General features: G+C 54.5%; 24 protein-coding genes. 12 read left to right on the top strand and 12 right to left on the bottom strand.

The features are described 5' to 3' along the window. Positions 1 to 48: 48 nt before the first annotated feature. The 3 genes from KNP72_RS00305 to KNP72_RS00295 are packed head-to-tail and all read left to right on the top strand — an operon-like array spanning position 49 to position 2,206. Complete coding sequence (locus tag KNP72_RS00305) at positions 49 to 819, top strand: DeoR/GlpR family DNA-binding transcription regulator (protein WP_214720213.1); 771 nt, start codon at positions 49 to 51, stop codon at positions 817 to 819. A gap of 14 nt (positions 820 to 833) precedes the next feature. After that, positions 834 to 1,496: a copper homeostasis protein CutC gene (locus KNP72_RS00300; protein WP_214720212.1), complete on the top strand. Its 663-nt coding sequence runs from the start codon at positions 834 to 836 to the stop codon at positions 1,494 to 1,496. Positions 1,497 to 1,555: 59 nt separating this feature from the next. Beyond that, on the top strand, positions 1,556 to 2,206 hold the full coding sequence (locus tag KNP72_RS00295; RefSeq protein ID WP_214831769.1) for a DUF975 family protein: 651 nt from the start codon (positions 1,556 to 1,558) through the stop codon (positions 2,204 to 2,206). A gap of 15 nt (positions 2,207 to 2,221) precedes the next feature. Here the strand turns inward: KNP72_RS00295 and KNP72_RS00290 are convergent, their stop codons facing one another. Genes KNP72_RS00290 through KNP72_RS00280 form a run of 3 tightly spaced genes read right to left on the bottom strand, consistent with a single transcriptional unit; the run spans position 2,222 to position 5,104 of the window. Beyond that, positions 2,222 to 2,455 (bottom strand): DUF2188 domain-containing protein, encoded by a 234-nt coding sequence (locus KNP72_RS00290; RefSeq protein ID WP_021067563.1) that lies wholly within the window; start codon positions 2,453 to 2,455, stop codon positions 2,222 to 2,224. Positions 2,456 to 2,501: 46 nt separating this feature from the next. Continuing rightward, positions 2,502 to 3,374, bottom strand: coding sequence for an NAD(P)-dependent oxidoreductase (locus KNP72_RS00285; RefSeq protein WP_214720210.1), 873 nt, complete (start codon positions 3,372 to 3,374; stop codon positions 2,502 to 2,504). Next, positions 3,371 to 5,104, bottom strand: a complete 1,734-nt coding sequence (locus KNP72_RS00280; RefSeq protein ID WP_214720209.1) for an ABC transporter ATP-binding protein — start codon at positions 5,102 to 5,104, stop codon at positions 3,371 to 3,373. The genes KNP72_RS00285 and KNP72_RS00280 overlap by 4 nt, the downstream gene beginning before the upstream one ends. A 105-nt stretch (positions 5,105 to 5,209) precedes the next feature. Between KNP72_RS00280 and KNP72_RS00275 the strand changes: the two genes are divergently transcribed. From KNP72_RS00275 to KNP72_RS00255, 5 genes are all read left to right on the top strand, one after another. Then, positions 5,210 to 6,316, top strand: coding sequence for an exonuclease SbcCD subunit D (locus KNP72_RS00275; protein ID WP_214720208.1), 1,107 nt, complete (start codon positions 5,210 to 5,212; stop codon positions 6,314 to 6,316). Then, a complete protein-coding gene (locus KNP72_RS00270) occupies positions 6,313 to 9,324 on the top strand; it encodes an AAA family ATPase (protein WP_214720207.1) in 3,012 nt (1,003 codons plus the stop codon). The genes KNP72_RS00275 and KNP72_RS00270 overlap by 4 nt, the downstream gene beginning before the upstream one ends. 5 nt (positions 9,325 to 9,329) lie before the next feature. Then, positions 9,330 to 10,112: an AAC(3) family N-acetyltransferase gene (locus tag KNP72_RS00265; RefSeq protein ID WP_214720206.1), complete on the top strand. Its 783-nt coding sequence runs from the start codon at positions 9,330 to 9,332 to the stop codon at positions 10,110 to 10,112. A gap of 40 nt (positions 10,113 to 10,152) precedes the next feature. After that, on the top strand, positions 10,153 to 11,040 hold the full coding sequence (locus KNP72_RS00260; RefSeq protein ID WP_214720205.1) for an alpha/beta hydrolase: 888 nt from the start codon (positions 10,153 to 10,155) through the stop codon (positions 11,038 to 11,040). A 70-nt stretch (positions 11,041 to 11,110) separates the two neighbouring features. Continuing rightward, positions 11,111 to 11,959 carry a sulfite exporter TauE/SafE family protein gene (locus KNP72_RS00255; RefSeq protein WP_214720204.1) on the top strand — a complete coding sequence of 283 codons (849 nt, stop codon included), beginning with the start codon at positions 11,111 to 11,113 and terminating at the stop codon, positions 11,957 to 11,959. Positions 11,960 to 12,088: 129 nt separating this feature from the next. On the opposite strand, the gene KNP72_RS00250 is transcribed toward KNP72_RS00255, so the two are convergent. The 7 genes from KNP72_RS00250 to KNP72_RS00220 all read right to left on the bottom strand — a co-directional run bounded on the left by KNP72_RS00250 (position 12,089) and on the right by KNP72_RS00220 (position 19,139). Further along, positions 12,089 to 12,277: a hypothetical protein gene (locus KNP72_RS00250; protein WP_214720203.1), complete on the bottom strand. Its 189-nt coding sequence runs from the start codon at positions 12,275 to 12,277 to the stop codon at positions 12,089 to 12,091. A 63-nt stretch (positions 12,278 to 12,340) separates the two neighbouring features. After that, positions 12,341 to 12,871 (bottom strand): biotin transporter BioY, encoded by a 531-nt coding sequence (locus KNP72_RS00245; protein WP_214720202.1) that lies wholly within the window; start codon positions 12,869 to 12,871, stop codon positions 12,341 to 12,343. 111 nt (positions 12,872 to 12,982) lie between these two features. Beyond that, positions 12,983 to 14,365 carry an argininosuccinate lyase gene (gene argH, locus KNP72_RS00240; protein ID WP_214720201.1) on the bottom strand — a complete coding sequence of 461 codons (1,383 nt, stop codon included), beginning with the start codon at positions 14,363 to 14,365 and terminating at the stop codon, positions 12,983 to 12,985. Further along, complete coding sequence (locus KNP72_RS00235) at positions 14,358 to 15,569, bottom strand: argininosuccinate synthase (protein ID WP_214720200.1); 1,212 nt, start codon at positions 15,567 to 15,569, stop codon at positions 14,358 to 14,360. The genes argH and KNP72_RS00235 overlap by 8 nt, the downstream gene beginning before the upstream one ends. A 127-nt stretch (positions 15,570 to 15,696) precedes the next feature. Then, the gene (locus tag KNP72_RS00230) at positions 15,697 to 16,815 is read right to left on the bottom strand and encodes a CapA family protein (protein WP_214720233.1); all 1,119 of its coding nucleotides are present in this window, start codon (positions 16,813 to 16,815) and stop codon (positions 15,697 to 15,699) included. 155 nt (positions 16,816 to 16,970) lie between these two features. Further along, entirely contained in the window at positions 16,971 to 18,458 is a 1,488-nt protein-coding gene (gene putP / locus KNP72_RS00225) for a sodium/proline symporter PutP (RefSeq protein ID WP_214720199.1), read from the bottom strand. A 123-nt stretch (positions 18,459 to 18,581) separates the two neighbouring features. Then, the gene (locus tag KNP72_RS00220) at positions 18,582 to 19,139 is read right to left on the bottom strand and encodes a DNA-3-methyladenine glycosylase I (protein WP_214720198.1); all 558 of its coding nucleotides are present in this window, start codon (positions 19,137 to 19,139) and stop codon (positions 18,582 to 18,584) included. 101 nt (positions 19,140 to 19,240) lie between these two features. On the opposite strand from KNP72_RS00220, the gene KNP72_RS00215 reads away from it, so the two are divergent. Continuing rightward, positions 19,241 to 19,870 carry a DedA family protein gene (locus KNP72_RS00215; RefSeq protein WP_214720197.1) on the top strand — a complete coding sequence of 210 codons (630 nt, stop codon included), beginning with the start codon at positions 19,241 to 19,243 and terminating at the stop codon, positions 19,868 to 19,870. Positions 19,871 to 19,918: 48 nt separating this feature from the next. Here the strand turns inward: KNP72_RS00215 and KNP72_RS00210 are convergent, their stop codons facing one another. Continuing rightward, the gene (locus KNP72_RS00210; RefSeq protein ID WP_214720196.1) at positions 19,919 to 21,094 is read right to left on the bottom strand and encodes a cation:proton antiporter; all 1,176 of its coding nucleotides are present in this window, start codon (positions 21,092 to 21,094) and stop codon (positions 19,919 to 19,921) included. A 40-nt stretch (positions 21,095 to 21,134) separates the two neighbouring features. Next, on the bottom strand, positions 21,135 to 21,554 hold the full coding sequence (locus KNP72_RS00205; RefSeq protein WP_214720195.1) for a GNAT family N-acetyltransferase: 420 nt from the start codon (positions 21,552 to 21,554) through the stop codon (positions 21,135 to 21,137). A gap of 126 nt (positions 21,555 to 21,680) precedes the next feature. On the opposite strand from KNP72_RS00205, the gene KNP72_RS00200 reads away from it, so the two are divergent. The 3 genes from KNP72_RS00200 to KNP72_RS00190 all read left to right on the top strand — a co-directional run bounded on the left by KNP72_RS00200 (position 21,681) and on the right by KNP72_RS00190 (position 23,950). Continuing rightward, positions 21,681 to 22,229, top strand: coding sequence for a glycerol-3-phosphate responsive antiterminator (locus KNP72_RS00200; RefSeq protein WP_214720194.1), 549 nt, complete (start codon positions 21,681 to 21,683; stop codon positions 22,227 to 22,229). 49 nt (positions 22,230 to 22,278) lie between these two features. After that, the gene (locus tag KNP72_RS00195; protein WP_214720193.1) at positions 22,279 to 22,983 is read left to right on the top strand and encodes an SDR family NAD(P)-dependent oxidoreductase; all 705 of its coding nucleotides are present in this window, start codon (positions 22,279 to 22,281) and stop codon (positions 22,981 to 22,983) included. Between the two features lie 112 nt (positions 22,984 to 23,095). Continuing rightward, the gene (locus tag KNP72_RS00190) at positions 23,096 to 23,950 is read left to right on the top strand and encodes an HD domain-containing protein (RefSeq protein WP_286038408.1); all 855 of its coding nucleotides are present in this window, start codon (positions 23,096 to 23,098) and stop codon (positions 23,948 to 23,950) included. Positions 23,951 to 24,004: the final 54 nt, after the last annotated feature.

The following is a 24,004-nucleotide window of genomic DNA, read 5'->3' as shown; positions in this document are numbered from 1 at the left end:
GTTCGCTACACTGAAAAAGGAAGCGATATTTGCGGAGGAGGCAGGGAAGTGTCTTTAATTGGAGAAGAACGTAAACAAAAGATTGTTGAATGGATTGAACGGGAAGGCAAAGTGAAGACGAGCGAGTTGATTGAACGGTTGAACGTCTCGGGGGAGTCAATTCGCCGCTACTTAGAAGAGCTTGAGAAAGAGCATCGAATCAAGCGGGTGTATGGCGGGGCGGTGCTCCATCAGAGCGTCTCATTCCAACCGATGATGATCTCGAACATGGACGGGATTCGTCGCATCGCCTATACGGCGTTTCAGCTCGTCGAGGATGATATGTTGCTGTATATCGGACACGGCGTCGCCCCAGAGCAAGTTGCGGCCAGACTTCGTGGACGAAATTTGACCGTCGTCACTCCGTCGCTCATGGTCGCCAAGGCGCTCTTTGAACAACGGGCCAAGGGCGTGTTTACTGGCGATATCCAATTACTCGGTGGGACGATTGATCCGAAACATCTCGTCACCGTCGGCGAGCACGTCCTGCAGCAACTGAAGGCGTACGTGTTCGATATGGCCATCCTGTCTGTCGAGGGCGTCGATGCCTCGCTCGGCTTGACGTGTGATGCCCATGGTCTCTCGACCGTGACGCAGGCGGTCATCGATCAATCGCGTCAATGTTACTTGCTCGCCGACCACACCCAGTTCAATCAACAAAAACGCTATCGGGTCTCCGACTTTTCAAAGGTGACGACCATCATCTCTGATTTTCCGGAACCGACGGATTGGAAGCGCGCCCTGGCGGAACATGAGGTCGAGTGGCGCTTCGCACCATAACGAGGAGGGATTTCATGATTGAAGTGATTGTGACAACGTTGACCGAAGCCAAGACGGCTGAACGGTTCGGGGCGGACCGGCTCGAATTGATTGCCGATCTGCCAGCCGGCGGGACGACACCGAGTTTCGGGACGATTCGTAACGTGCTCGAACAGGCTACCATTCCTGTGCACGTCATGATTCGGCCCCATGCGGACTCGTTCGTCTATGACGAGGAAGATGAAGAGACGATTTTGGCTGATATCGGTCTTTGCCGTGAACTCGGGGCCGATGGCATCGTCTTCGGAGCCTTGACGAGCGAAGGGCGTATCGATGAGGCGCTGCTCGGAGAAGTGATTAAACATAAAGGCGAGATGGTGCTCACGTTCCATCGGGCCATCGATGACGCGGCCGACTTGATGGACGCGATCACGGTGCTAAACGACTTCCCAGAAGTTGACCACGTCTTGACGTCCGGAGGACAAGCGACGGCACTAGAAGGCATAGACCGATTAAGTGCGATGCATGAGGTGGCGGAGATGAACGTCCTCCCGGGTGCCGGCATCACGGCCGATAATGTGGCGCAACTGATCGACCGGCTAGGCGTTGATTTCGTCCATGTCGGAAGCGGGGTACGGACCGAGGGCCGCTTGGATGAGCACAAGTTCAAGGCAATCAAACAACAGATGGCACGCTAAAAAAAGTCGGCTGACTGTTTTTTTGCTATAATGAAGAAAACGATACTGTAGGTGAAGTCATGCAATCATCAGTCTATAAACAATTTGCTCTTCGGATGTTGTCCGGCAACTGGGGCATCTCGCTGCTTGCGGTCGTGGCGACGATGCTCGTTCAGGCGGTCATCACGACGCAGCTCGATTTGGAATCGACCGACCCGAGCGTCCTGTTCGTGTCAATCTGTCTGCTGTACGGTGCGACCGTCTTACTCGCCCCGCTCGAACTGGGACGCAACTGGGTGTTCCTCGATATCGCCAAAGCCGAGAAGCCATCGTTCGGGCTCTTGTTCGATGCGTTCGGTTCGCTCAAAGATTACGTTCGGTCCGTCACGTATTATGCCGTCTTTTATCTCGGGTTGAACGTGCTCATGCTGTTCTTGATTGTCCCTGGTGTCTGGTTCTATTTGACGTATCGCATGGTCCCGTTCGTGTTACGGGACCAACCGGAACTGTCTGCGTTTCAAGCAATGCGAGAAAGCCAGCGTCTCATGCGCGGCCATAAACGGACGATGTTGCGCTTGTATGCGAGTTTCATCGGCTGGTACGTCCTCGTCATGTTCACGGGCGGATTGGCCTATATCTTCGTACAGCCTTATATCAGTACGGCGCTCGCCGGGTTATATCTCGAAATCAAGGCACAGACAGATGCAAACGAACAACCGGTCGGCTCATGAGCCGACCGGTTGTTTTTATGTTCCGTGCCGATCCGACTTTTGTGGGTCAGGAGCGTCACGAAACTCAGATTTCTCTTCTTTTGAGGCATGTTCGTGCCATTTCTTCGCTTGTTCCGTGGCGATTGGAATCGCCTTTTGATCGGAGTAACCTTGGGCGAGCAAGGCGTTGGCGATATCGATGGCTTTCTTTTTGACGAGCGGGTCGAAGTTTTTCAGTGATTCCGGATAGTCTTTCATATTCCATGGCATCTGTAATCGCTCCCTTCTGTACTACTAATTCCACGAGCGGGACGATTCAAACGTCCTGATGCATGTAGTATTCGATGAGCGCCTGCGTCCCGTTCTCGCCGTAGCCGTTCTCTTCGAGGATGGAGTACAGTTTATACGCCAACTCGAGGCTCGGCAGTTTGATGTTCAACTGTTCGGCGCTCTCGAGGGCGAGTTTCATGTCCTTCAGGAAATGCTTGATGAAGAAACCAGGAGCATAGTCCTCGACAATCATCCGGGGAACAAGGTTCTCGAGCGTCCAGCTGCCCGCGGCACCGCCCCGAATCGTCTGGCGCAATTGATCGGGATTGAGCCCGGCCCGTTTCGTGAAGGCGAGCATTTCGGCGTTGCCCATCATGATGCCGGCGATTGCGATCTGATTGGCGAGTTTCCCATATTGGCCGCTTCCGGCATACCCCATCCGTTCAATCGATTGGCCCATCGCCTCGAACAGCGGTCGCGCCTTCGTGAAGGCGTATTCGCCGCCGCCGACGAGAATCGACAACGTGCCGTTCTTGGCACCGACGTCACCGCCCGTGACCGGTGCGTCGAGCGGGAGCAAGCTGCGATCGATTGCGGCATCAGCGATCCGTTCGGCCAGGAGTGGCGAAGACGTCGTCATATCAATGACGAGCGTTCCTGGCTCAGCCGATTGCAAAATCATACCGTCCCCGAAATAAAGACTCTCGACGTCAGACGGATAGCCGACGATGGTGATGACGGCATCGGCGTTTTGACAGACGGCTTCGACCGAATCACACCAACGGACACCTTCCGCAAATAAATCAGCCGCTTTCTCTTTCGTCCGCGTATACGCTTGGACTTCGAATCCCGCCTTCATTAAGTTTCTGACCATCGATTGACCCATCACACCGAGTCCGATAAATCCGACTGTCTTCATAGTTGATTGCCTCCTAAAAGTTGTTGTTTCACGAGTCGTTCATAGAGCACGTTTTCCCGAAGCAACTCTTGATGTGTCCCAAGCCCGCTGATGCCGCCGTCCTCGAGCACGACGATTTGATCGGCATGTTGGACGGTCGAGAGCCGATGGGCGATGACGAGTGTCGTCCGTCCTGTCATGAGCCGGTCGAGCGCTTCTTGGACGACACGCTCGGATTCCGAGTCAAGGCTTGATGTCGCCTCGTCGAGCAATAAGATTTGCGGGTCACGTAACAGCGCCCGAGCGATGGCGAGTCGTTGGCGCTGTCCACCAGATAGCCGGACGCCGCGCTCGCCGATTTCCGTGTCGAGCCCGTCCGGCATCGCCTCGATGAACGACCAGGCATTGGCCATATCACAGGCGTGACGAATCTCGTCCTCGGTCGCGGTCCGGGTCAAGCCGTATAAGATATTTTGCCGCACCGTCCCGGATAAGACGGGCGAATCTTGGGCGACGTAGCCGATGACTTGCCGCCATTCGTTGCGGCCGTAGGTTGAGATGTCCCGGTCCCCGTAATGGATGTGTCCGCTCGACGGAAGGTAGAACTGCTCGACGAGGGCGAACAGTGTCGTCTTGCCGGCACCGCTGCGTCCGACGATGGCTGTCGTGGCACCGAACGGGACAGTGAGCGTCACGTCGTCAATGACAGGTTGGTCGCCATAGCGGAACGTCAGGCCCTCGAACGAGAGCGATGACTGCCGAATCGTCGACGGCTTATCCGTGTACGGTTCCGGCTCGATGGCGAGCAGTTCCGAGATTCGTTCGGTGGCCCCGCGTGCTTTTTGGAGCCGAGTGATAAACTCCGTCATCGTGATGAGCGGCGTAATGATTTGGAACAAGTACAGCATGAACGCGAGCAACGAACCGGTCGATAAGGCACCGGTCGAGACGCGATAAGCCCCGAAGCCGAGAATGGCGATCAGCATCGCCGTCAACGTGACGTTCAGGAGCGGAATCAAAATCGCTTGAATCCGTCCCTCGCGCACACCGAGGCCGAAGAGACGCTCAATGCGTCGTTTTCCTTCTGCGACCTCGACGGATTCGGTCGCCTGTGATTTGACGAGCCGGATCTCTCCGAGCAGTTCAGCGAAAAACCCGGACAAGTCACCGAGCTCATGTTGCGTCGCCTTGGCGATTTTCCGAAGTTTACGCCCGAGCGGGATGACGATAAGAAGTGTCGTCGGCACGGAGAACAAGATGACGAGCGTCATCTGCCAATCGAGCGTGAACAAGATACCAACGGCGCCGATGACCGAAACGAACGACGTCAAGAGACGGACGCTCTGTTCGGACAAGAGCTGCTGCAACGTCGTCGTGTCGTTATTTAACCGTGAGACGAGATCCCCTGATTTGACGCCGTCATAGAACGGGATTGGGAGGGCGACGAGATGCTCCCATAACGTCGTCCGCAAATTGGCGACGACCCGTTGTCCGACGATATGTAGCCAATAAATCGAAATCGCACTCGAGACGACTTGGATGAGAAACGCCGTCACGAAGATGGCGACGAGGCGGGCGTCGAGCGCGGCCTCGCTCCAATTGTCGACGACGCGTTGCAAGATGAGCGGAATGGCGAGTGAAGCCATCGCTTGAAGCAATGAAATCAATACGGCACCGATAAACAGACCTTTCGGTGGTTGAGCGACACGGAACAAGCGCAGAAAGGCTTGCCATGTAGATGTGGACTCCATGATACGTCCCCCTTTCCTATTAACTTTCGCTGTTTCGAAAACAAGTGTCAAGACGTCGAATCGTACACCGGAATAATGCTAGAATGGAATCAGAGGTGAAGTCGCATGAAATGGATACATACGGCCGATTGGCATTTAGGTAAAATCGTCCACGGCCGCCATATGACAGAAGAACAACAAATCATTTTATTTGAGTCTTTCTTACACATCGTCGACGAGGAGAAGCCTGACGCCATCGTCGTCGCCGGTGATTTATATGATCGGGCCGTGCCGCCCGTTGAGGCCGTCGATCTGCTCGATGAGATGTGGCGCGCGCTCGTCCTCGAGCGGGGCATCCCCGTGCTCGCCATCGCCGGCAATCATGATTCGGCCGAGCGGCTCCAATACAGCTCCAAACTGTTGACGAAAGTCGGTCTCCATATCGTCGGGAAGGTTGACCCAGGCACAGGGCCGATTGTCGTGAACGACATCCCATTTTATTTGATGCCGTTCCTTGAGCCGGCGCGCATCCGTTATGCGTTCGGCGACGAGTCGATTCGGACCCATCATGACGCACTCGCCGCAGTCATTGACTCATACGGGGCGATTGATGCACGCGCGGTCGCCGTCGGCCACAGTTTCGTCGCCGGTGGACTCGAGACCGATTCCGAACGGCAGCTGTCCGTCGGGACGGCAGGGCAAGTCGCCAAAGGACTATACGCGCCGTTCGGCTATACGGCACTCGGACACTTGCATAACCGTGACGCCATCCGCGACGACCGGGTCGCGTACAGCGGCTCGCTCATGAAATATTCGTTCTCCGAGGCGTCCCATATGAAATCGGTCGACGTCATCGAATGGGACGGGACATGGACACGCCGTCGGCGCCCGCTAAAAGCGCGACGAGATTTGCGCATTTTGACCGGGACGCTGAACGAGCTACTCGACCCGTCGTTTTATCAAGATGAGGCCGTCGACGACTATTTGAAAATCGTCTTGACCGATGAACGTGCGTTATTCGACCCGATGGCGAAATTACGGACCGTCTATCCGAATATCTTACACCTCGAACTCGAGTTGTTGCGTCGCCAAGACCAGACGTCCCGCTTCGAACGTGAGAAGCTCGAGCGGCAATCAGTCGAGGATGTATATATGGACTTCTTTAAAGCCGTCCACGGCCGCGATGCCGATGCGACGGTGCAACGCTTCTTAGAAGGGGAGGAATCGATTTGAGACCGGAACAATTAACCATCTCCGCCTTTGGTCCTTACGCCGAGACGGAACAAATCGATTTTACGCAGCTTGAAGGACGATCGATGTTCGTCATCAGCGGCCGGACCGGTGCCGGAAAGACGACCATTTTTGACGCGATGACGTTCGCACTCTATGGCCGGGCCAGCGGGGCGCTCCGGAACGCCAGCGATTTCCGAAGCCAATATGCGGACCCGGAACGGAAGACTGAAATCGACTTCACGTTCACGATTCGCGACGAACGGTATCGGATCGTCCGCCAACCACAACAGCCGCACCCGAAAAACAAGACACCGATTCCGCACGAGGCGGTGCTCTATGAATGGAAAGAAACATGGAAACCGTTGGCGACGAAAGTGAACGACGTCGAGCAGACGATTGAATCGTTGTTGCAGCTGAGCTATGAGCAGTTCAGTCAAATCTTGCTGTTGCCGCAGAACCAGTTCCGTCAGCTCCTCGATTCCGATTCGACGAAGAAGCAACAGATTCTGCAATCAATCTTCAAGACGGAGGCGTACCGCGCCTTTCAGGAGGATTGGATCGAACGTTACGGCAAGTATCGCAAACGAGTCGAATGGGCGGTCGAGACGACGCGTTTAAAACTGTTGGAACTCGAAGATGAGGCCGTCGAGGACATGTCGACCCGCAACTTGCCTGAAATCGTAACGTGGCTCGACGCCCGGGAGGAGCGACTCTTGGCGGTGCGGGACACGCTACAGGCAAAGCGCCGGACTGGTGAGGAACGACTCGAGGCGCTGCGCCGAGAAGTAAATCAAGCGACCGCGCTCGCAGAGTTGATGGAAGAGCGGGACGTGCGCGCAACCGCGCTCCAAGCATTCCGCCAAGCGGCACAAGCACGCGAAGAACGCCAGGCGCTCATCTTGCGACTTGAACAAGTGGCGAGCATCAGCCCGCTCTATCAACGTACCGAAACGGTGCGTCATGATATCGAACGGTTGACCCGTGAACGCGATGTATCCCGTCAACGAGACGAAGGCTACACGAGACAGTTGGAGGAGTTGAAGGCAGAAGCAGAGGCCATCACGACCATGCGCCAGGAGGCAGACCAAGCGACAAGTCGCGTCAATGCGATTGACGAGATGTTGCCCTATGTCGATGAATGGCACCGGGCCACTAGACGTCGGGATGACTTGAAACGCCGGTTGGAGCCGCTCAGTCTGTTCTCAGAAGAAGCGCGTCTCCAGGAGCTCCGAGCGACCGAAGGTGAACTTGCGGCTAAACTGGAACACGCACCGGCCCCAGACCAACTCGTCGAGGCCGAACGACTGTATAGTCAGCTCCAACATCAGGTTCGACTCGAGTCGAAAGTGGCAGAGGTCACGGAACGACTCGGTGCCTGTGAACGCAACGGGAAGGAAGTCCAACGACAATTCACCGCCCAGACGAAACAGGTCGACCAATTCGTCGAGGCCGAGCATGCGCTCATGGCCGACACGCTACGCGAGCATCTCGAAGCGGGGGAACCTTGTCCGGTCTGCGGTTCATTGACCCACGGACACGTCGAGCGAATGGGGACGTCCATCGACCAAGCTGGTCATCGCTCAGCCGTTGAGACACTGAAACGGATTGAGGCCGACCTCCATGAAGCTCGGGCGGATTATCGGGCGCTCAAACGCCAACTCGATGAACTGATCCGTGAACGCGATCTCGCTCGACTTGAGTTGAAGCTAGATGATGCAGCTGACACTGCGATGCAACACCAAGACGCCCGCATCCGTCAGTTGCGTCAAGAAGCCGAAGAACGACAACGGATGGAGCGTCTCCTGCGGTCGACCACAACCGAATTGAAGCAACTCGAGACGGCGAAGCGTGTGCAGGCTGAAGAACGACAGAAGTTGTTCGAACAGCTCCAAACCGTCCAAGAGAAGCTTCAGTCGATGCGTCAACCGGATGGGACGACGTTAGAGATGTTGCAGACCGAGCGGAATCAGCTCGCGACGCGACTCGCTCACATCGAACGAAACGTGGAGACGTATGAACGTCGGCTTGAAGAATTGAATCGATTGAAGTGGGGGGAAGCGGAACGACTCCGTCTCCTTGGCGAACAACTCGAGTTCGAACATGCTCGTCTTTCCGAAGCGACGGCTGAACTGGAGGCCGCTTTCGAGAGAATTGAGTTGACTGAAGCTGTGTTCAAGGAGTATCGCTTGCGCGTCGAGCAACTGCCCGAACTACGCGAGCGCCAAGCGACTGAGCTTGAGGAAGGTGTCCGGCTCGAACACGCCGTCAAGGCGCTGAACGAGAAAATCGGGGACCGTCCGCGACCAGACCTTGAACGCCTCCAGGAGAAGTTGCACGAAGAGGGCCGTTCGTTCGAAACGCTGTCGGAACAACTCGTGACGGCGGACGGGCAATTGAAACGCCATCGTCACATCGTCGCCGAATGGAACGCGTTACGGGAGAAGACGGATGAGGATCAACGGAATCTGGAGACGGTCAAATTGATCGCCGACACCGGACGTGGCCTGAATCCGCAAAAATTGACGTTCGAGACGTACGTGCAGACGGCGTTCTTCGATCAAATTCTCCATGCGGCCAACGTCCATCTCGATCAAATGACGAGCGGACAGTTCCAATTGGAGCGGAAAATCGAGACGGCGAAAGGAAATGCCAAGTCGGGTCTCGAATTATTAGTCTTTGACGCCTATACCGGTCAGTCACGCCGGGTCCAAAACTTATCGGGCGGCGAAGGGTTCAAGGCATCGCTCTCGCTCGCCCTTGGATTGGCCGAGGTCGTCCAACAGTTGAGTGGCGGGGTCAGTCTCGAGACGATGCTGATCGATGAAGGCTTCGGGACGCTCGACGCCGAATCGCTCGATCAAGCGATTGAATTGCTCATGTCGCTGCAATCGAGCGGCCGGCTCGTCGGGGTCATCAGCCACGTCCAAGAATTGAAAGACCGGGTCGATGCCCGGATTGAAGTCAAGAAATCAAGGAGCGGGTCAACGATCCAGCTCATCGTGGAGTGAGACCGATGAAACATATGGAAACGAAAACAACGTTAGTGGCCCACCTGCAAGAGGCGGGCATTCGACGAGGGGACGCACTGTTCGTCCACACGTCGCTATCAAAACTTGGCTGGGTGTGCGGCGGGCCTCAGACGGTCATCGAGGCGCTCCAAGAAACGGTCGGACCGGACGGGCTCATCATGATGGCGACCCAGAGCGGGGATAATTCAAATCCCGCTGAATGGGAAGCCCCACCGGTCCCAGTCGAATGGTGGCAGACCATCCGTGATGAGATGCCAGCGTATGACCCGGCGAAAACAGCGACCCGAGGGATGGGTCGTGTCCCAGAGCTGTTCCGCTCGTATCCGGAAGTGTTCCGGAGCGATCACCCGATGTGGTCGGTCGCCGCGTGGGGACGGGACGCCGAACACATCGTGGCCGGACATACGCTCGACGTCGGCTTCGGGCCAGGGTCGCCGATTGAACGGATGATTGAGCGCGATGCGAAAATATTACATCTCGGTTCGCCGCTCGATGCGACAACGTTATGGCATTATGCCGAATACGGGATTGACGGTCCGGTGAAGCCGTTCGAATGTGCGTTAATGGAGAACGGTCAACGGGTGTGGAAGACGTTCGAGCATACCGACGTCAACAGTGACCCGTTCGGTGCCATTGGAGAGAATATCGTCAAACGGGCGGACGTCAAGACGTTCACGATTCACGAGGCGACATGTTACGTCATCCCGTCTGAGACGTGGGAGCCGGTACAACATGCGCTCGTCGCCTTACGGAGCTGGCTCCGGTGAGACGGCTGATGCGAACTATACTTAGGAGAGGGGCACTGCGATGAATCGTTGGGTCAAATATATGGGAATCGCCGTCGGCGTATTGGTTTTCGTCGCGTTTCTTGCCGTCGTGGGCATCTCGGCCCACATCGGGGATCAATTGACGTCACCTGAACGGGAGACGTTGACGTTCACCCCTAAGACGCTAGGCGTCAAGTATGAGAACATCACGATCGAATCAGAGGATCAACAGGAATTATACGGCTGGTGGATCCCGCACCCGACGCCGCGTGCGACGATTGTCTTCGCGCATGGCTACGGGAAGAACCGTGAACAATCCGATTTGCCGCTCAAAGAATTGATTCCGGAATTCCATGAGCAAGGGTATCAGTTTTTGACGTTCGACTTTCGCGGCTCCGGAATTTCAGAAGGGGATCGCGTGACGGTCGGGGCAAAGGAGCAATCTGACCTTGCTGCCGCCATCGCGTACGCGAAAGAGCGCTCGGACGGGCCCATCGTCTTATATGGGGTTTCGATGGGTGCCGCGACAGCACTCGCGACGGCTGACGAGACCGATGTCGCCGCCGTCATCGCTGATAGCCCGTTCAGTGACCTCCGCGGCTATCTCGAGACGAATCTGCCGGTATGGAGCGATTTACCGAACTTCCCGTTCACACCGGTCATCATGACGGTGACGCCTTGGTTTACGGGGCTCGACGCGGATGTGGTCAAACCGATTGACGATATGGCTCAAATCGAGGCACCGGTGTTATTGATTCATAGTCAAGGTGACGATGCCATTCCCGTAAGCGAGAGCGAGCAATTGGCCAAAGCCGGCGAGGATGTCGAACTGTGGGTGACCGAGAATGATGGGCACGTGCAGTCGCATCGATCGTTCCAAACCGAATATCGCCGGACGGTATTCGAATTTTTAGAGCGTGTGTTGTAAGTGAGGGGCGCAACATGCGCTCCTTTTTTGTTATGATTAGTTATGAAAAGGAAAGAAAGAAGGTTTGTTCATGGACGTCACAGCATTACTATCGTTTCTTTTGCTCGGAACGCTCATCGGAATTTTGAGCGGATTCTTCGGCATCGGGGGCGGGATTTTACTCACGCCGCTCTTGCTCGTCTTCGGATACGAGGCGAGCGCGGCCATCGCCCTCAGTCTCATGCTCACGCTCGGGTCAACGACGGCCGGTACGATCTCCCATATCAAATTAAAGAACGTCAATCCGAAACACGCCCTCTTAATTGGCGCGTTCGGGGTCGTCGGGACGTGGGTGGCGACGCCGCTCGTATTTTATCTAGAGACACTCGACGGCGCGAAGCCGGTCATCTCGCTCGCCTATATCGCGCTGTTGACGTATTTCGCCGTCTCGTTCTTCCGGTCGAAACAGCACGAAGAGGGTAGCGTCGATTCGGAGTCGGTCCCACGCCTCGGGTTCATCGGGTTGTTCGGCGGATTCATCTCGTCACTTATGGGTGTCAGCGGTGGGTTCGTATTGACGCCACTTCAAGTCAAGTTACTCAACACCGAGATGAAACGGGCCGTTGGGACGAGTATCGCCGCGGCGTTCCTCATCGTCGTCTCGGGCGTGATCAACTATGCCGTCGCCGGAGCCGATGCGAACTATTGGCACGGCTTGGCGCTCATCGCCGGTGCGATGATTGGTTCACCAATCGGGGCGAAACAGTTGCAGCGGTTCAGTTCGCAACTCGTCAAAAAGGCGCTCGGTGGCTTCTATGTCGCCGTCGCCATCAGTGTCGCCCTCAATTTGCTCGGTTATAACGATCTCTCGCTCGGACTGCTCGTCGTGCTCGCACTCTCGTTCATCGTCGCGCTGTTCATCCGACCGCGTTCGAAGTAATCCTAAACCCTCGTCTACGGACGGGGGTTTGTTTGTGGGAACCATTCCATTGGTATTCAAATCGACGAGACGTACCAAGCATTCTTAACCAGTTCAGCACAGTAAAAAACCCCGTCCGAGGACGAGGTTTTAACGTCTGGCAATATGGTCAATGTTTTCTTGAATCTCTCCGACTTTACTTTTCGCTTCCAGCAGACGTCGTTCGAACGCCTCGATATCGCGCTTCTCGTGCCGCGTCTCGTCTTTCCCGCGTCGTTGTCCTTTCGGAAAGCGATGGGTCGCTTTAGCCAAACGTTTTTTAAACGTCGAATCGCTCATAAGGACACCCCCTTCCATACTATATACGTTCCACCTATACTTTCCGCTGAAACGTTTGAACCTTCAAGAGGCGAGGGTTTTGCGCATTTGAGGGTTGGTGGACACTTTATAAGCGATAGCTGCCGCCAACACTGCTTTGATTAAGTCGCCGATGATGAACGGAATGTTCACTTTGAGCGCATCGATGAACGTCATACCAAACACGGCTTGCAACCCAAGACTGCCGAGCAAATAGACAAGACCGAGTCCAAATAAGACGTTGTAGCCGATGAGGGCAGGGAACGAACGATGCCGTTCCGAGAACCATCCAATCAAAAAGGCCGCAATCGGGAAGGAAAGCAGATAGCCGACCGTCGGACCGACGAACGGTGCAAGTCCGCCCGAACCGCTCAACACCGGTAATCCGATTAAACCGAGCAAGAGATAGACGACGACAGCGAGTCCACCTTTTTTGGCCCCAAGGATCGAAGCGACGGTCATGATGCCGAGCATTTGCAGCGTGATTGGCACAGGGCCGATCGGGATAGCGATTGAACCGATGCTCGCGAGCAGGGCGGCGCCGATAGCGATTTGCGTTAAATCATGAATCTTCATTATGTAAACCCCTTTTCTGTTAACGTTAACTAAAATAAGGTTAACACCATTGGATAAGGTTGACAAGCATAAAATGAGCACCTGGTCTTAAGTGACCAAATGCTCTTTTATTTAAGTGCGCTGTGGCAGTTTTCCTGCCGCCTCGTTTAGTTGGGTGCGAACCGAGTCGAAGCCCGTCCCGCCGTAGCTGTTGCGGCGTTTGACGGCCGTCACCGGTGAGAGTGCCTCGTAGACGTCCTGTTCAATCAATCCAGAGTGGGCTTGATACGTCTCAAGCGGGAGCTCCACCAAATACAGCCGATGGTCGATACAGTAGCGGACGAGTGTCCCCGTCACTTCATGCGCCTCCCGGAACGGCATGCCTTTCGCCGTCAAATAGTCGGCGAGCTCGGTTGCGTTCGAAAAATCGCGCTCGGTCGCTTGTTTCATCGTGTCCGTGTGGAACGTCATGTCTTGAATCATGCCGGCCATGATGCTGAGGCTTCCTTGGAGCGTCTTGACGGTGTCAAACATGCCTTCCTTGTCTTCTTGCAGGTCTTTATTATAGGCGAGCGGCAAGCCTTTCATAATGGTCAGCAGCCCCATCAGATTGCCGACGACCCGTCCCGACTTCCCGCGGACGAGTTCGGCCATGTCCGGGTTCTTCTTCTGAGGCATCATGCTCGATCCCGTCGAGAACACGTCAGAGATCGTGATGAACCGATACTCTTCACTGCTCCAAAGAATCAACTCCTCACAGAACCGTGACAAGTGCATCATGAGGAGCGACGCGTTCGATAAAAATTCCAAGATGAAATCACGGTCGCTGACGGCGTCCAGGCTGTTCGGATACACGTTTGCGAATCCAAGTAGTTCGGCCGAACGGTGGCGATCGATCGGGAAGGTCGTCCCAGCGAGAGCCCCGGCACCGAGCGGGCTCATGTCGATCCGTTTCAAGCTGTCACTGAAACGTTCCTTGTCTCGCTCGAGCATCCAGAAGTAAGCGAGCAAGTGATGGGCCAGCGAGACTGGCTGTGCCCGTTGCAAATGTGTATAACCTGGCATTATCGACTCGACGTTCTGAGCGGCGTGGTCATAGAGTGCCGTCTGCACGGCTTCAATCCCTTCGATTGTCTCGAGGACGCGGCGCTTTAAATAGAGGTGCATATCGGTCGCGACCTGGTCGTTCCGGCTACGGGCCGTGTGCATCTTTCCAGCGACGGGCCCGATCTCTTCATGCAACAACGCCTCGAGGTTCATATGAATATCTTCATGGAAGACGTTGAACGTCAATTCGCTCGCTTGTGCCTTCTTGGCTAGCGTCTTCAGACCAGCGACGATTTGCGCGACTTCATCTGCTGTCAAAATATGTTGCTCCCCGAGCATCGTCACGTGGGCGATGCTCCCTTCAATATCTTCTAACACGAGCTGGGCGTCGAAATGAATCGAGGCCCCGAACTCGTCGACCCATTCACTGGCCGTCTGTTCGAACCGGCCGCCCCATAATTTACTCATGCACCATCGTTCCTTTCTCGGCGAGCACTTCCGCTTGCACTTTCGTCGGCAGCCCCCAAAGTTTGATGAAGCCGACGGCCGCTTGCTGGTCGAACGTGTCGGCTGACGTGTATGTCGCGAGGTGTTCGTCATAGAGCGAAATCGGTGATTTCCGTCCGTCGACGATGGCCTGTCCTTTGAATAGTTTCATCCGGACCGTACCTGTCACCGTCTGTTGCGTCTCATCGATGAAGGCGAGGAGTGCTTTCGTCAATGGTGAGTACCATAAGCCATTATAAATCGTCTCTGTCAACTTCTGTTCGACGATCGGTTTAAAATGGGCGACTTCCCGGACGAGTGTGAGTGCCTCGAGCGCCTGGTGTGCGGTGATGAGCGTCATCGCACCCGGTGCCTCGTACACTTCCCGCGATTTGATGCCGACGACCCGGTTCTCAATATGGTCGATTTTCCCGATGCCGTGGGCCCCAGCGACGATGTTCAACTGCTCAAGAATGGCTGTGAACGTCGCCGCATGTCCATTGATGGCGACCGGTACACCGGCGTTGAATTCGATTTCGACATACGTCGGTTCGTTCGGTGTGTCTTCGAGTTGCGCCGTCAATTCGTAGGCACTCGCTGGTGGAGCGGCCCAAGGGTCCTCGAGGATGCCGCATTCGACGGCCCGGCCCCAAATGTTTTGGTCGATCGAGAACGGTTCTTCTTGGACGATTGGAATCGGGATACCGTGCTCGGCCGCATAGGCGATCTCTTCTTCCCGTGACCATTTCCACTCCCGCACCGGGGCGATAATTTCAAGCGACGGGTCGAGCGCATGGATTGACACTTCGAACCGGACTTGGTCGTTCCCTTTCCCCGTGCATCCGTGGGCGACGGCGATGGCGCCTTCGGCTTGAGCGACCTCGACTAGCTTTTTCGAGATGAGCGGGCGCGATAGGGCTGAGACGAGCGGGTAGACGCCCTCATACATCGTATGGGCCTGCATCGAGTAACGGGCGAAATCGTTGACGAACTCATCGACCGCATCGATGACGACCGATTTGACGGCCCCGACTTTGAGTGCCTTCTGTTGGATGCGCTCCAAGTCTTTTCCTTCGCCGACGTTCAAACAGCAGGCGATGACGTCATACCCTTGTTCATCCAACCATTTGATTGCGACCGATGTATCAAGTCCACCTGAATAAGCTAATACGAGTTTTTGTTTCATTTCCTTACACCCCTTATACATAATTATTCATCTGTATTTATAAATATACGAATTACTCTAACGTATGATTCTCCGTAAAGCAACCTTTTTGGCAAAAAAAAAAGAATCACTTGTGAAAAGTGATCCTTCATTGGACGATTTCGAGCTCGGGCATCCATTGGGACATGTGTTGGCTCGTGGCCTCGAACAGCTCCGGCTTGCCGGTCTGGAGCGGTACGACCTCGAACGGACCGTCGGCACTTGTGCGGCGGGTGAACGTCGGATAGAACATCGGGTTGGCGAGTTCGAACGTCGTCTCATCCGCCTCGACCGTCTTGACGACATCGATGCCGACGATGCCACCTGTATTCCGGTCGTCCCCTTGTTGTCCGGACAGGAAGTTGCCGAGCGAGTAGGCGACGAATGTCCGATTGCCTTCGGCGCCGTCCACCCAGGCGACCGGTTGGAGGACGTGGGGATGGTGGCCGATGATGAGATCGACCCCGAGGTCGGACAGTTGTTGGACGAGCGTCTGTTGCGCCTCGTTCGGGACCGTCTCGTATTCGTTCCCGAAATGAAGCGAGACAACAGTGATATCGGCCGCTTGCTCGGCCGCTTCGATTTCAGGGGTCATCGCCTCGAGATCGATGTAATTGACGTGATACGGTTGTTTCGGAACGACCCCATTCGTCCCGTACGTATAGGCGAGAAAGGCAAATGAGATGTCATTCTCGGTCAGCGTCCGAAGCTCAGACTTGTCCGCCTCCGATAAGAACGAACCGGTGTACGGCATGCCAATCTCGTTCCAGTGCGCGATTGAATTCTCGATGGCCGTGACACCCCGGTCGAGCGTATGGTTGTTCGCGGTCGTCACCAAATCGACGCCGGCGTCTTGGAGTGCATCGCCGACCTCATACGGACTGTTGAAGGCGGGATAACTCGACAATCCGATCTGACTGCCGCCGATCATGCTCTCCTGGTTGGCGATGGCAATGTCGGCCTCGGTCAAAATCGGCGCAATCGGTTCGAAGGCGGAAGTGAAATCATAGCCGTCTCCGCTCTTGGCGGCGTTATAGACGCTGTCATGTAACAAGATGTCGCCGATTGCATAAAGCGACGTCGTCGTCACGACGGGTTCTGGCTCTTCCGGAACGGGTGCCGGGGCTTCCTCCTCGGTCTCTGGAGCCGGGGTCTCCGTTTGCTCTGGAGACGTCTCGACGTCGGCGGTCGCGCAGCCGAACAGCAGGAGGAGGGGCAAAGTCAACATCGTTTGTTTATATCGGATTACTCGTTTCAACGGACGAGTCACTTCCTTTCGTGTCATTCAAACTGGACTACTCCATTCATTCGCCATGGAAGAAGAATATCCTTGTCAGGGAATAAGAAAAAGTGCCAGGCGATTGTAGCCTGGCACGCTGTTTGTTAAATTCGTTCTGTCTTCAAGATGTGTTCCATCTCCTCGAACTCGTTCGTGATAATCGAGCTCGGCGGTGGTGTCATCAAACTGACGACGTAGATGGCAAGGCTCGACAACAAGAACGCTGGAATCATCTCATACAGTTCGCCGAAGGTCCCGAACCAATCGGCAGCAAAGTTTTTCCAGACGATGACGATGAACGCACCGGTCAACATGCCTGCCAGCGCACCTTGACGCGTCGTCCGTTTCCAGAACAGGCTGAACAAGATGAGTGGACCGAATGACGAGCCGAATCCGGCCCAAGCATAGCCAACCAAGTTCAAAATCGTGTCATCCGCCCCGAACGCGAGCCAAATCGAAATCAACGAGACGAGGATGACGGTAATTCGGCCGACCATGACGAGTTCGCGGTCGCCGGCGTCTTTTCGGAAGAACTTCTGATAGAAATCGGTCGTCGCGGCACTCGATGAGACGAGGAGCTGTGACGAAATCGTCGACATGATAGCTGCAAGCAAGGCTGCGAGCAACACCCCGGTGATGAGATCGACGAACAACAAATCAGATAAATTGATGAAAACATTTTCCGGGTTGTCGATTTCAAGTCCGCGCTGGGTGTAGTAGGCGAGGCCGAACAATCCGGTCGCCATCGCCCCGACGACGGTGAACAACATCCACGAGATGCCGATGCGTCGTGCTTTCTTGATGTCCTGCAACTTCTCGATGGCCATAAAACGGACGATGATATGCGGTTGTCCGAAGTAACCGAGTCCCCAAGCGAATAGCGAGACGATGCCGATGAGCGATTGCCCCGTCAATGGATCGAGTAGCGCCTCATCGATATCACCGATCGTCTGGAACGCGGCGCTCACCCCGTCGGTCGCCGTGATGGCGATGGCCGGTACGAGGATGAGAGCGAACAACATGATGAGCCCTTGGACGAAGTCGGTCCAACTGACGGCCAAAAAGCCACCGATGAACGTATAGATGATGATAATCGAAGCCAAAATGACGACCCCGGTCCCGAAATTGATATCAAAGACGGCTTCGAACAAGCGACCACCGGCCACGAACCCGCTCGTGGCATAGAGTGTGAAGAATACGAGTGTCACGGCCGCCGAGAACGTCCGGAGCGTCCCGCGTGAATCTTTAAATCGTTTCTCAAAGAAATCTGGAATCGTGATGGCATCCTCGGACAAATACGAATATGTCCGTAAGCGAGGTGCGACGAGCAACCAGTTCAAGTACGCACCGATCGTCAACCCGATGACGATCCATCCGCTCGAGAGTCCGGTCGCGAACATCGCCCCCGGCAACCCCATCAACAGCCAACCACTCATATCGGAAGCACCGGCCGACAAAGCCGCCACGGCCGGACCAAGGCCGCGTCCTCCGAGCATATAGTCGCCGATGCTCTCAGTACGCCGATAGGCGATGACACCGAGTAACACCATGAGCGCCATATACACTGTAATCGAAATCAATACACCGTTCATACAACATCCCCCTCATTCGTAATGAAAACGCTTTCAAAATCTATGGATTGCACCATGACAAAATTTTGTCACAAAAATGAATGAAGTGCACGATTTTGTTTAGGGATTGACCAAATAATCAAATTATTTGGCGAAGCAAGAGGCGAGATGGTCATTGATGAGGCCCGTCGCTTGCAGGTGGGCATAGACGGTCGTCGGTCCCAAAAATTTGAATCCGCGGCGCTTCAAGTCTTTGCTCACTTGATGGGACAATTCGGTCGTGGCAGGGATGTCGTCGGTCGATTCCCACTCGTTGCGAATCACTGTGTTGTCAACGAATGACCAAATGTAGGCATCGAACGACCCGAACTCTTGTTGAATCTCGATGAATCGCTTGGCGTTGTTGATGGATGCCTCGATTTTACGACGGTTTCGGACGAGACCAGGATTGGTCAGCAACCGTTCCACGTCCGTCTCGTCGAACGTCGCGACGGTCGCGACGTCAAACCCGGCATAGGCGTCCCGGTAATGCTCGCGTTTCCGTAAGATGGTGATCCAGCTGAGACCGGCCTGGGCGCTCTCGAGCGTCAAACATTCGAAGTGCTTATGATCATCATGGACGGGTTTGCCCCATTCCTCATCGTGATAACGAACGTACAACGGGTCGGTGCCGCACCATGGGCAACGTGTTACTTCAGTCATGTCATGTCCTCGCTTTCCTTCAAGTACTTCATTTTAACATGCTGTTTCGGTTTTTGACCGGGCGTGACGGGTATAGTAGGAACTATTGGAGGGTGAAGCACATGAGAGACTGGATGATCCAAGTCATTGAACAGTTCGGTTACTTCGGTATCGCGTTCATGATCTTTATTGAGAACGTGTTCCCGCCGATTCCTTCGGAAGTCGTGCTCTTGTTCGGCGGATTTTTCGCCGTGAAGACCGATTTGATCGTCCCGCTCGTCATCTTCGCAGCGACGGCAGGCGCCATCCTAGGAGCGGTCCTGCTGTATGGTATCGGACTTTATTTGGATGTCGAACAAATCGAGAAGTGGACGAAACGGTACGGCAAATGGATTCGGCTCGACATTGCCGACGTGCATCGGGCCGACGCCTGGTTCGACAAATACGGAGGATGGATGGTGTTCTTTGGCCGCTTGATGCCGGTCGTGAGGAGTTTGATTTCAATCCCGGCCGGTATGTCGAATATGCCGTTCTTGAAATTTTTATTGCTCAGTACGGCGGGGACGGTGATTTGGAATACAATTCTCATCTATATCGGCATTCGCGTCGGTGAGAATTGGGAATCGATTTTAAGCTATTTGGATGTATACTCGTACGCCATTTACGGACTTTTGGCAATCGGGGTGATCGTTTTTTTCGTTTGGCGAAAAAAACGGAAGAAGAAGCAGGACAAACGGGCCTCTTCTTTCTAAACGACAAGGACCAATCTTCTCGAGAAGATCGGTCCTTTATATCACGTTTCATTTGTTCGAATCATCCTTGTTCTCGTCAGGCAAGACTCTTTCAAGTTTTTCTTCCGTTTTGGCGGCTAAAATCTCAGAGAAGCGGAACAAGACGATTCCGATGATAGCCGAGACGAAAATATATAGTCCGACGAACAGGTTGATTGCCCCGTTCGATAGGGCCGTGAAAAGAATCGAGAACTCCCCGCGCGGAGCGAGCGAGAAACCCGCCTCGTTGGCTTGGACCCGTGTCAGGCCATACAGACGGCCCCCGACGCGGCCGACAATCCATTTCGATAACACCCCCCAGACGATTAAGACGAAGAAGAGCGTGTTGACGATGACGCCTTGTTCCAGGTTGATTGAAATTCCGAACGAGATGAAGAAAATCGGTAAAAACAAATCGCGAACGGGGACGGTCAACCGTTTCAACGGACGCACGTCGTGGATGCCAGCAAGCATGATCCCGGCAATGAACGCACCGAGAATCTCGGACAGTCCGAACACCATCCCGATTCCGGCGAAAAAGAGAATCAAGCCAATCAAGCCGATGCTCGCATCATCTTGTCGCAACAGATGTTTGGCGATTTTCGGCTGTTTTTTGACGAAGCTCGATCCAATAAAGAGTAAGACGCCAAAGATGAGAAAACCGGCGAAGACTTTCCCGATATCGGACACTTCAATCGGCTCATCTTGAATGATGAACGGGGCGACTGTCAAGATGAGCGGGGCGAAGATATCTTCAAAGATGAGGAGCGCCAAGACGAACTCTTTCACATCTTCATGTTTATCGGCATGCCGTTCAAGCAGGCGCGCGGAAATCGACGAGCTCGTCGCAAATAAAACGGCACCGATTAAAAAAGATTGTGAAAAATCGAGTCCGAACAGCATGGCAATCCCGATCGTGACGCCAAAGGCGAGCACGATGTCTAAGACGCCTGCCTTCCATACCCGTTTTAGGCGCTTCATCAACTCGCCGAGCGGAAACTTCAAACCGAGTAAAAAGAATAACAGGATAATCCCGATTTCGCCGGCGATTTTAAAGACCTCATTTCCGTCCCAGAAGAAGCCGACGGCGACGCCGATGGCGATAAAGGCAAGAATACTCGGAAAGAATAACCGCTCGATGATGAGACTGAGCACGGAAATGACGGCTAACGCTAAACCGAGTAAGACGATCATATTCAGTTCCATATGACACCCCAGATATCAGACAGGATTACCGGGTAACAAATCAGTCTCGGTTCCATTGGTATTCCATCCCGACCGATTCCGGGCGCGAATAGTCAAAGCCGAATTGACGGTACAGTCCGTCGGCCGGGATATCCGCAATCAGGCTGATGATGGCCGTCTCGTCGGCTTCCTGTAAAATCCAGTCCATTAACTGCTCCACGATCAATTTTCCGAGCCCGAGCCCCTGACAATCCGGGTCGACGACGATATCGACAAGGTGGAACACCATTCCGCCGTCGCCGACGACGCGGCCCATCCCGACCATGTGATCATCTTTATATAGACAGACGCCATATAACGTGTTGGCCAGTCCTTTCACCGTCCCCGAGTCGGAACGTTTCGGCATCCCGGCGATGACGCGAAGGCGCTGATGTTCCTCCGGTGTCGGTGTCTCGATTCGTACTTCCACTTCATTGACCATATCGCTACTTCCTCTCTGTGCATAAGTTGAAATTATTTTCCCGCTATATTGAATCGGTAAACCTTGATTTCCGGTCCGCGTTATTCAAATAATGAAACCAGGATATGAAAAAAAGGACGTGTTCAGATGATAGATGGTCAAACGATTTTACCCGCCCTGCGTGATATGCGTGACCTCGAAAAATTTGTAAAAGGTCCGTTTAACATCGGTGTCCTGCTCGAAGTGCACGTCGCCCGGCTCGATGCCGTGTTTCAATTATTGGCGGCCCACGATAAACACGTCTTCGTCCATCTCGACCTGATTCAAGGATTGAAGGCAGATGAGTATGCGACCGAGTATATTTGCCAGACGTATCGTCCGTACGGCATCATCTCGACGAAAGGAAGCGTCATTTTAAAAGCGAAGCAAAAACAGGTCAAAACGGTCCAACGTTTGTTTTTAATCGATTCGAGCTCGCTCGAGCGAAGCTATCGCCTCATCAAGCGGACGCAACCGGACTATATTGAAGTGTTACCGGGTCTCGTCCCGAAATATATCCGGGCCGTGAAGGCGGAAACCGGAATCCCGGTCTTTGCCGGCGGACTGATTTCGTCGACCGAGGAAGTCGAGGCCGCCCTCGAGGCCGGTGCGACGGTCGTGACGACGTCCGACCAACGGCTTTGGACGAACGGATAGGACTCAAATCCATCGAATCCGGGTATGTGAGTGTGCAGGAGGGATGTATATGAAACAAGTTATGATTATCACAGGTGTCAGCCAAGGCATCGGACATGAATTGGCACGTCATTTCCGCGAGACGTATCACGTCATCGGACTCGATAAAAGCGATGATCCGCAACTGGACGGAGTGACGTTCCACGAGCTGGATTTGGGCGACCATGAGGCGATTGCTCACGTATTCACTGACATTCAGCGCCAAGTCGGTATCGCTCACGTGCTCATCAATAATGGCGGCGTCTCGTCACTCGTCAAACCAATGGCTGAACTTGACGTCGAGACGTTCAAGCAGGTGATTGACGTCAACCTCGTCGGGACGTTCGCTTGTGCCAAGGCGTTCTTAACGTTGAACGAGAAAGCTGAATATGGCCGCATCATCAACCTGGCCTCGACGCGCTCCCTTCAAAACGAACCAGATTGGGAAGCGTACGGCGCGTCCAAAGGCGGCATCGTATCATTGACCCAATCGATGGCGGTCTCGCTCGCGGAACGCCCGATCACGGTGAATGCGATTAGTCCCGGTTGGATCCACACGTCGGACGAGTCGCTCCGTGACATCGATCATGCGCAACATCCGTCGGGCCGGGTCGGGAAACCGGATGATATCGTCCGTGCGGTCGCCTATTTGATTGATGAACAGAACGATTTCGTCAACGGGCATAACCTCGTCGTTGACGGCGGGATGACGAAGAAGATGATTTATGAGCCGTAATTCGTCTAACCGGGACCATTACCCTATGTTTTAACAACAGATGTGAGTAGATAGGACTAGGCACGGGTAAAGGATGGGGACGCTTTATCAACCCATTGAAGGAGGAATCGCCGTGCACCAGTTGATTGAAGAGGCACTCCGATTCGCGGCCGTCCGACACGACGGACAGTTTCGAAAAGGAACGAATATTCCCTACTTGACCCATCCCGTCGCCGTGTCGATGTTGCTCGTCGAAGACCGGCAACCGGTCCCGGTCGTGGCGGCCGGCCTGCTCCACGATTTGCTTGAAGACACGTTGACGACACCTGAAGAGATCGAGGAACGATTCGGAAGCGAAGTGAGACGACTCGTCGAAGCAGTGTCCGAACCCGGGAAGCACCTGTCATGGGAAGAGCGGAAACGGATGACGGTTCAACACGTCCAGACGATGCAGTATGATGAAGTGGCGCTCTTGGCGGCGGACAAGTTACATAACCTTCGTTCGATTCGACTCGACGTCGAGTCTGCCGGGAGACAAGTGCGGGACCGGTTCAGACGACCGCTCCGCGACCAGTCATGGTATTATCACGAACTGCTCCAAGCGTTCCGACCGTTTAGACAGACGACGACGCTCATCGAGTCATTCGAGACCGAGCTGAACTTATTGTTTTACGGCGTCGCCGACGAGCGGTTCGAGAAACTCGGGAAATTGTTTGATGTCATACAGCACGGATTTCACGAAGAGGACTGGCTTCAAGAGACGACGACGCTCTGTCAGACCGCCTATGAGTTACACGAGGCAATGCGCGAAGGCTATCGCCACGGCACGGACGTCAATCAACCGGAGCTCGACGGCTTGTCCGCACAATTGAAAGAAGCGGGGCTTTGGAAACCGTTGCCGCTCCCGATACTCCAAGCGATTGATGAACTGTCTTACCGGACGGCGATGCCAGTCGATGACGTCGTCGCCCATTTAAGGGTCAATTGATTGTCAAATGAATTGTAACGTGATATATTCGTCGTGAACATAAGAGGGGGAGTA

This window comes from Exiguobacterium sp. s152, from assembly GCF_018618335.1.
In the GTDB taxonomy this organism is placed as follows: Bacteria; Bacillota; Bacilli; order Exiguobacteriales; family Exiguobacteriaceae; genus Exiguobacterium; species Exiguobacterium chiriqhucha.
The sequence above is the reverse complement of the archived record's forward strand: the minus strand, read 5'-3'. Positions and strand labels throughout refer to the sequence as shown.

Coding starts and splice junctions, on each gene's coding strand:
- KNP72_RS00300 (WP_214720212.1), top strand. CDS start 834: ATGATTGAAGTGATTGTGACAACGTTGACCGAAGCCAAGACGGCTGAA.
- KNP72_RS00295 (WP_214831769.1), top strand. CDS start 1,556: ATGCAATCATCAGTCTATAAACAATTTGCTCTTCGGATGTTGTCCGGC.
- KNP72_RS00290 (WP_021067563.1), bottom strand. CDS start 2,455: ATGCCATGGAATATGAAAGACTATCCGGAATCACTGAAAAACTTCGAC.
- KNP72_RS00285 (WP_214720210.1), bottom strand. CDS start 3,374: ATGAAGACAGTCGGATTTATCGGACTCGGTGTGATGGGTCAATCGATG.
- KNP72_RS00280 (WP_214720209.1), bottom strand. CDS start 5,104: ATGGAGTCCACATCTACATGGCAAGCCTTTCTGCGCTTGTTCCGTGTC.
- KNP72_RS00275 (WP_214720208.1), top strand. CDS start 5,210: ATGAAATGGATACATACGGCCGATTGGCATTTAGGTAAAATCGTCCAC.
- KNP72_RS00265 (WP_214720206.1), top strand. CDS start 9,330: ATGAAACATATGGAAACGAAAACAACGTTAGTGGCCCACCTGCAAGAG.
- KNP72_RS00260 (WP_214720205.1), top strand. CDS start 10,153: ATGAATCGTTGGGTCAAATATATGGGAATCGCCGTCGGCGTATTGGTT.
- KNP72_RS00255 (WP_214720204.1), top strand. CDS start 11,111: ATGGACGTCACAGCATTACTATCGTTTCTTTTGCTCGGAACGCTCATC.
- KNP72_RS00250 (WP_214720203.1), bottom strand. CDS start 12,277: ATGAGCGATTCGACGTTTAAAAAACGTTTGGCTAAAGCGACCCATCGC.
- KNP72_RS00245 (WP_214720202.1), bottom strand. CDS start 12,871: ATGAAGATTCATGATTTAACGCAAATCGCTATCGGCGCCGCCCTGCTC.
- argH (WP_214720201.1), bottom strand. CDS start 14,365: ATGAGTAAATTATGGGGCGGCCGGTTCGAACAGACGGCCAGTGAATGG.
- KNP72_RS00235 (WP_214720200.1), bottom strand. CDS start 15,569: ATGAAACAAAAACTCGTATTAGCTTATTCAGGTGGACTTGATACATCG.
- KNP72_RS00230 (WP_214720233.1), bottom strand. CDS start 16,815: ATGTTGACTTTGCCCCTCCTCCTGCTGTTCGGCTGCGCGACCGCCGAC.
- putP (WP_214720199.1), bottom strand. CDS start 18,458: ATGAACGGTGTATTGATTTCGATTACAGTGTATATGGCGCTCATGGTG.
- KNP72_RS00220 (WP_214720198.1), bottom strand. CDS start 19,139: ATGACTGAAGTAACACGTTGCCCATGGTGCGGCACCGACCCGTTGTAC.
- KNP72_RS00215 (WP_214720197.1), top strand. CDS start 19,241: ATGAGAGACTGGATGATCCAAGTCATTGAACAGTTCGGTTACTTCGGT.
- KNP72_RS00210 (WP_214720196.1), bottom strand. CDS start 21,094: ATGGAACTGAATATGATCGTCTTACTCGGTTTAGCGTTAGCCGTCATT.
- KNP72_RS00205 (WP_214720195.1), bottom strand. CDS start 21,554: ATGGTCAATGAAGTGGAAGTACGAATCGAGACACCGACACCGGAGGAA.
- KNP72_RS00200 (WP_214720194.1), top strand. CDS start 21,681: ATGATAGATGGTCAAACGATTTTACCCGCCCTGCGTGATATGCGTGAC.
- KNP72_RS00195 (WP_214720193.1), top strand. CDS start 22,279: ATGAAACAAGTTATGATTATCACAGGTGTCAGCCAAGGCATCGGACAT.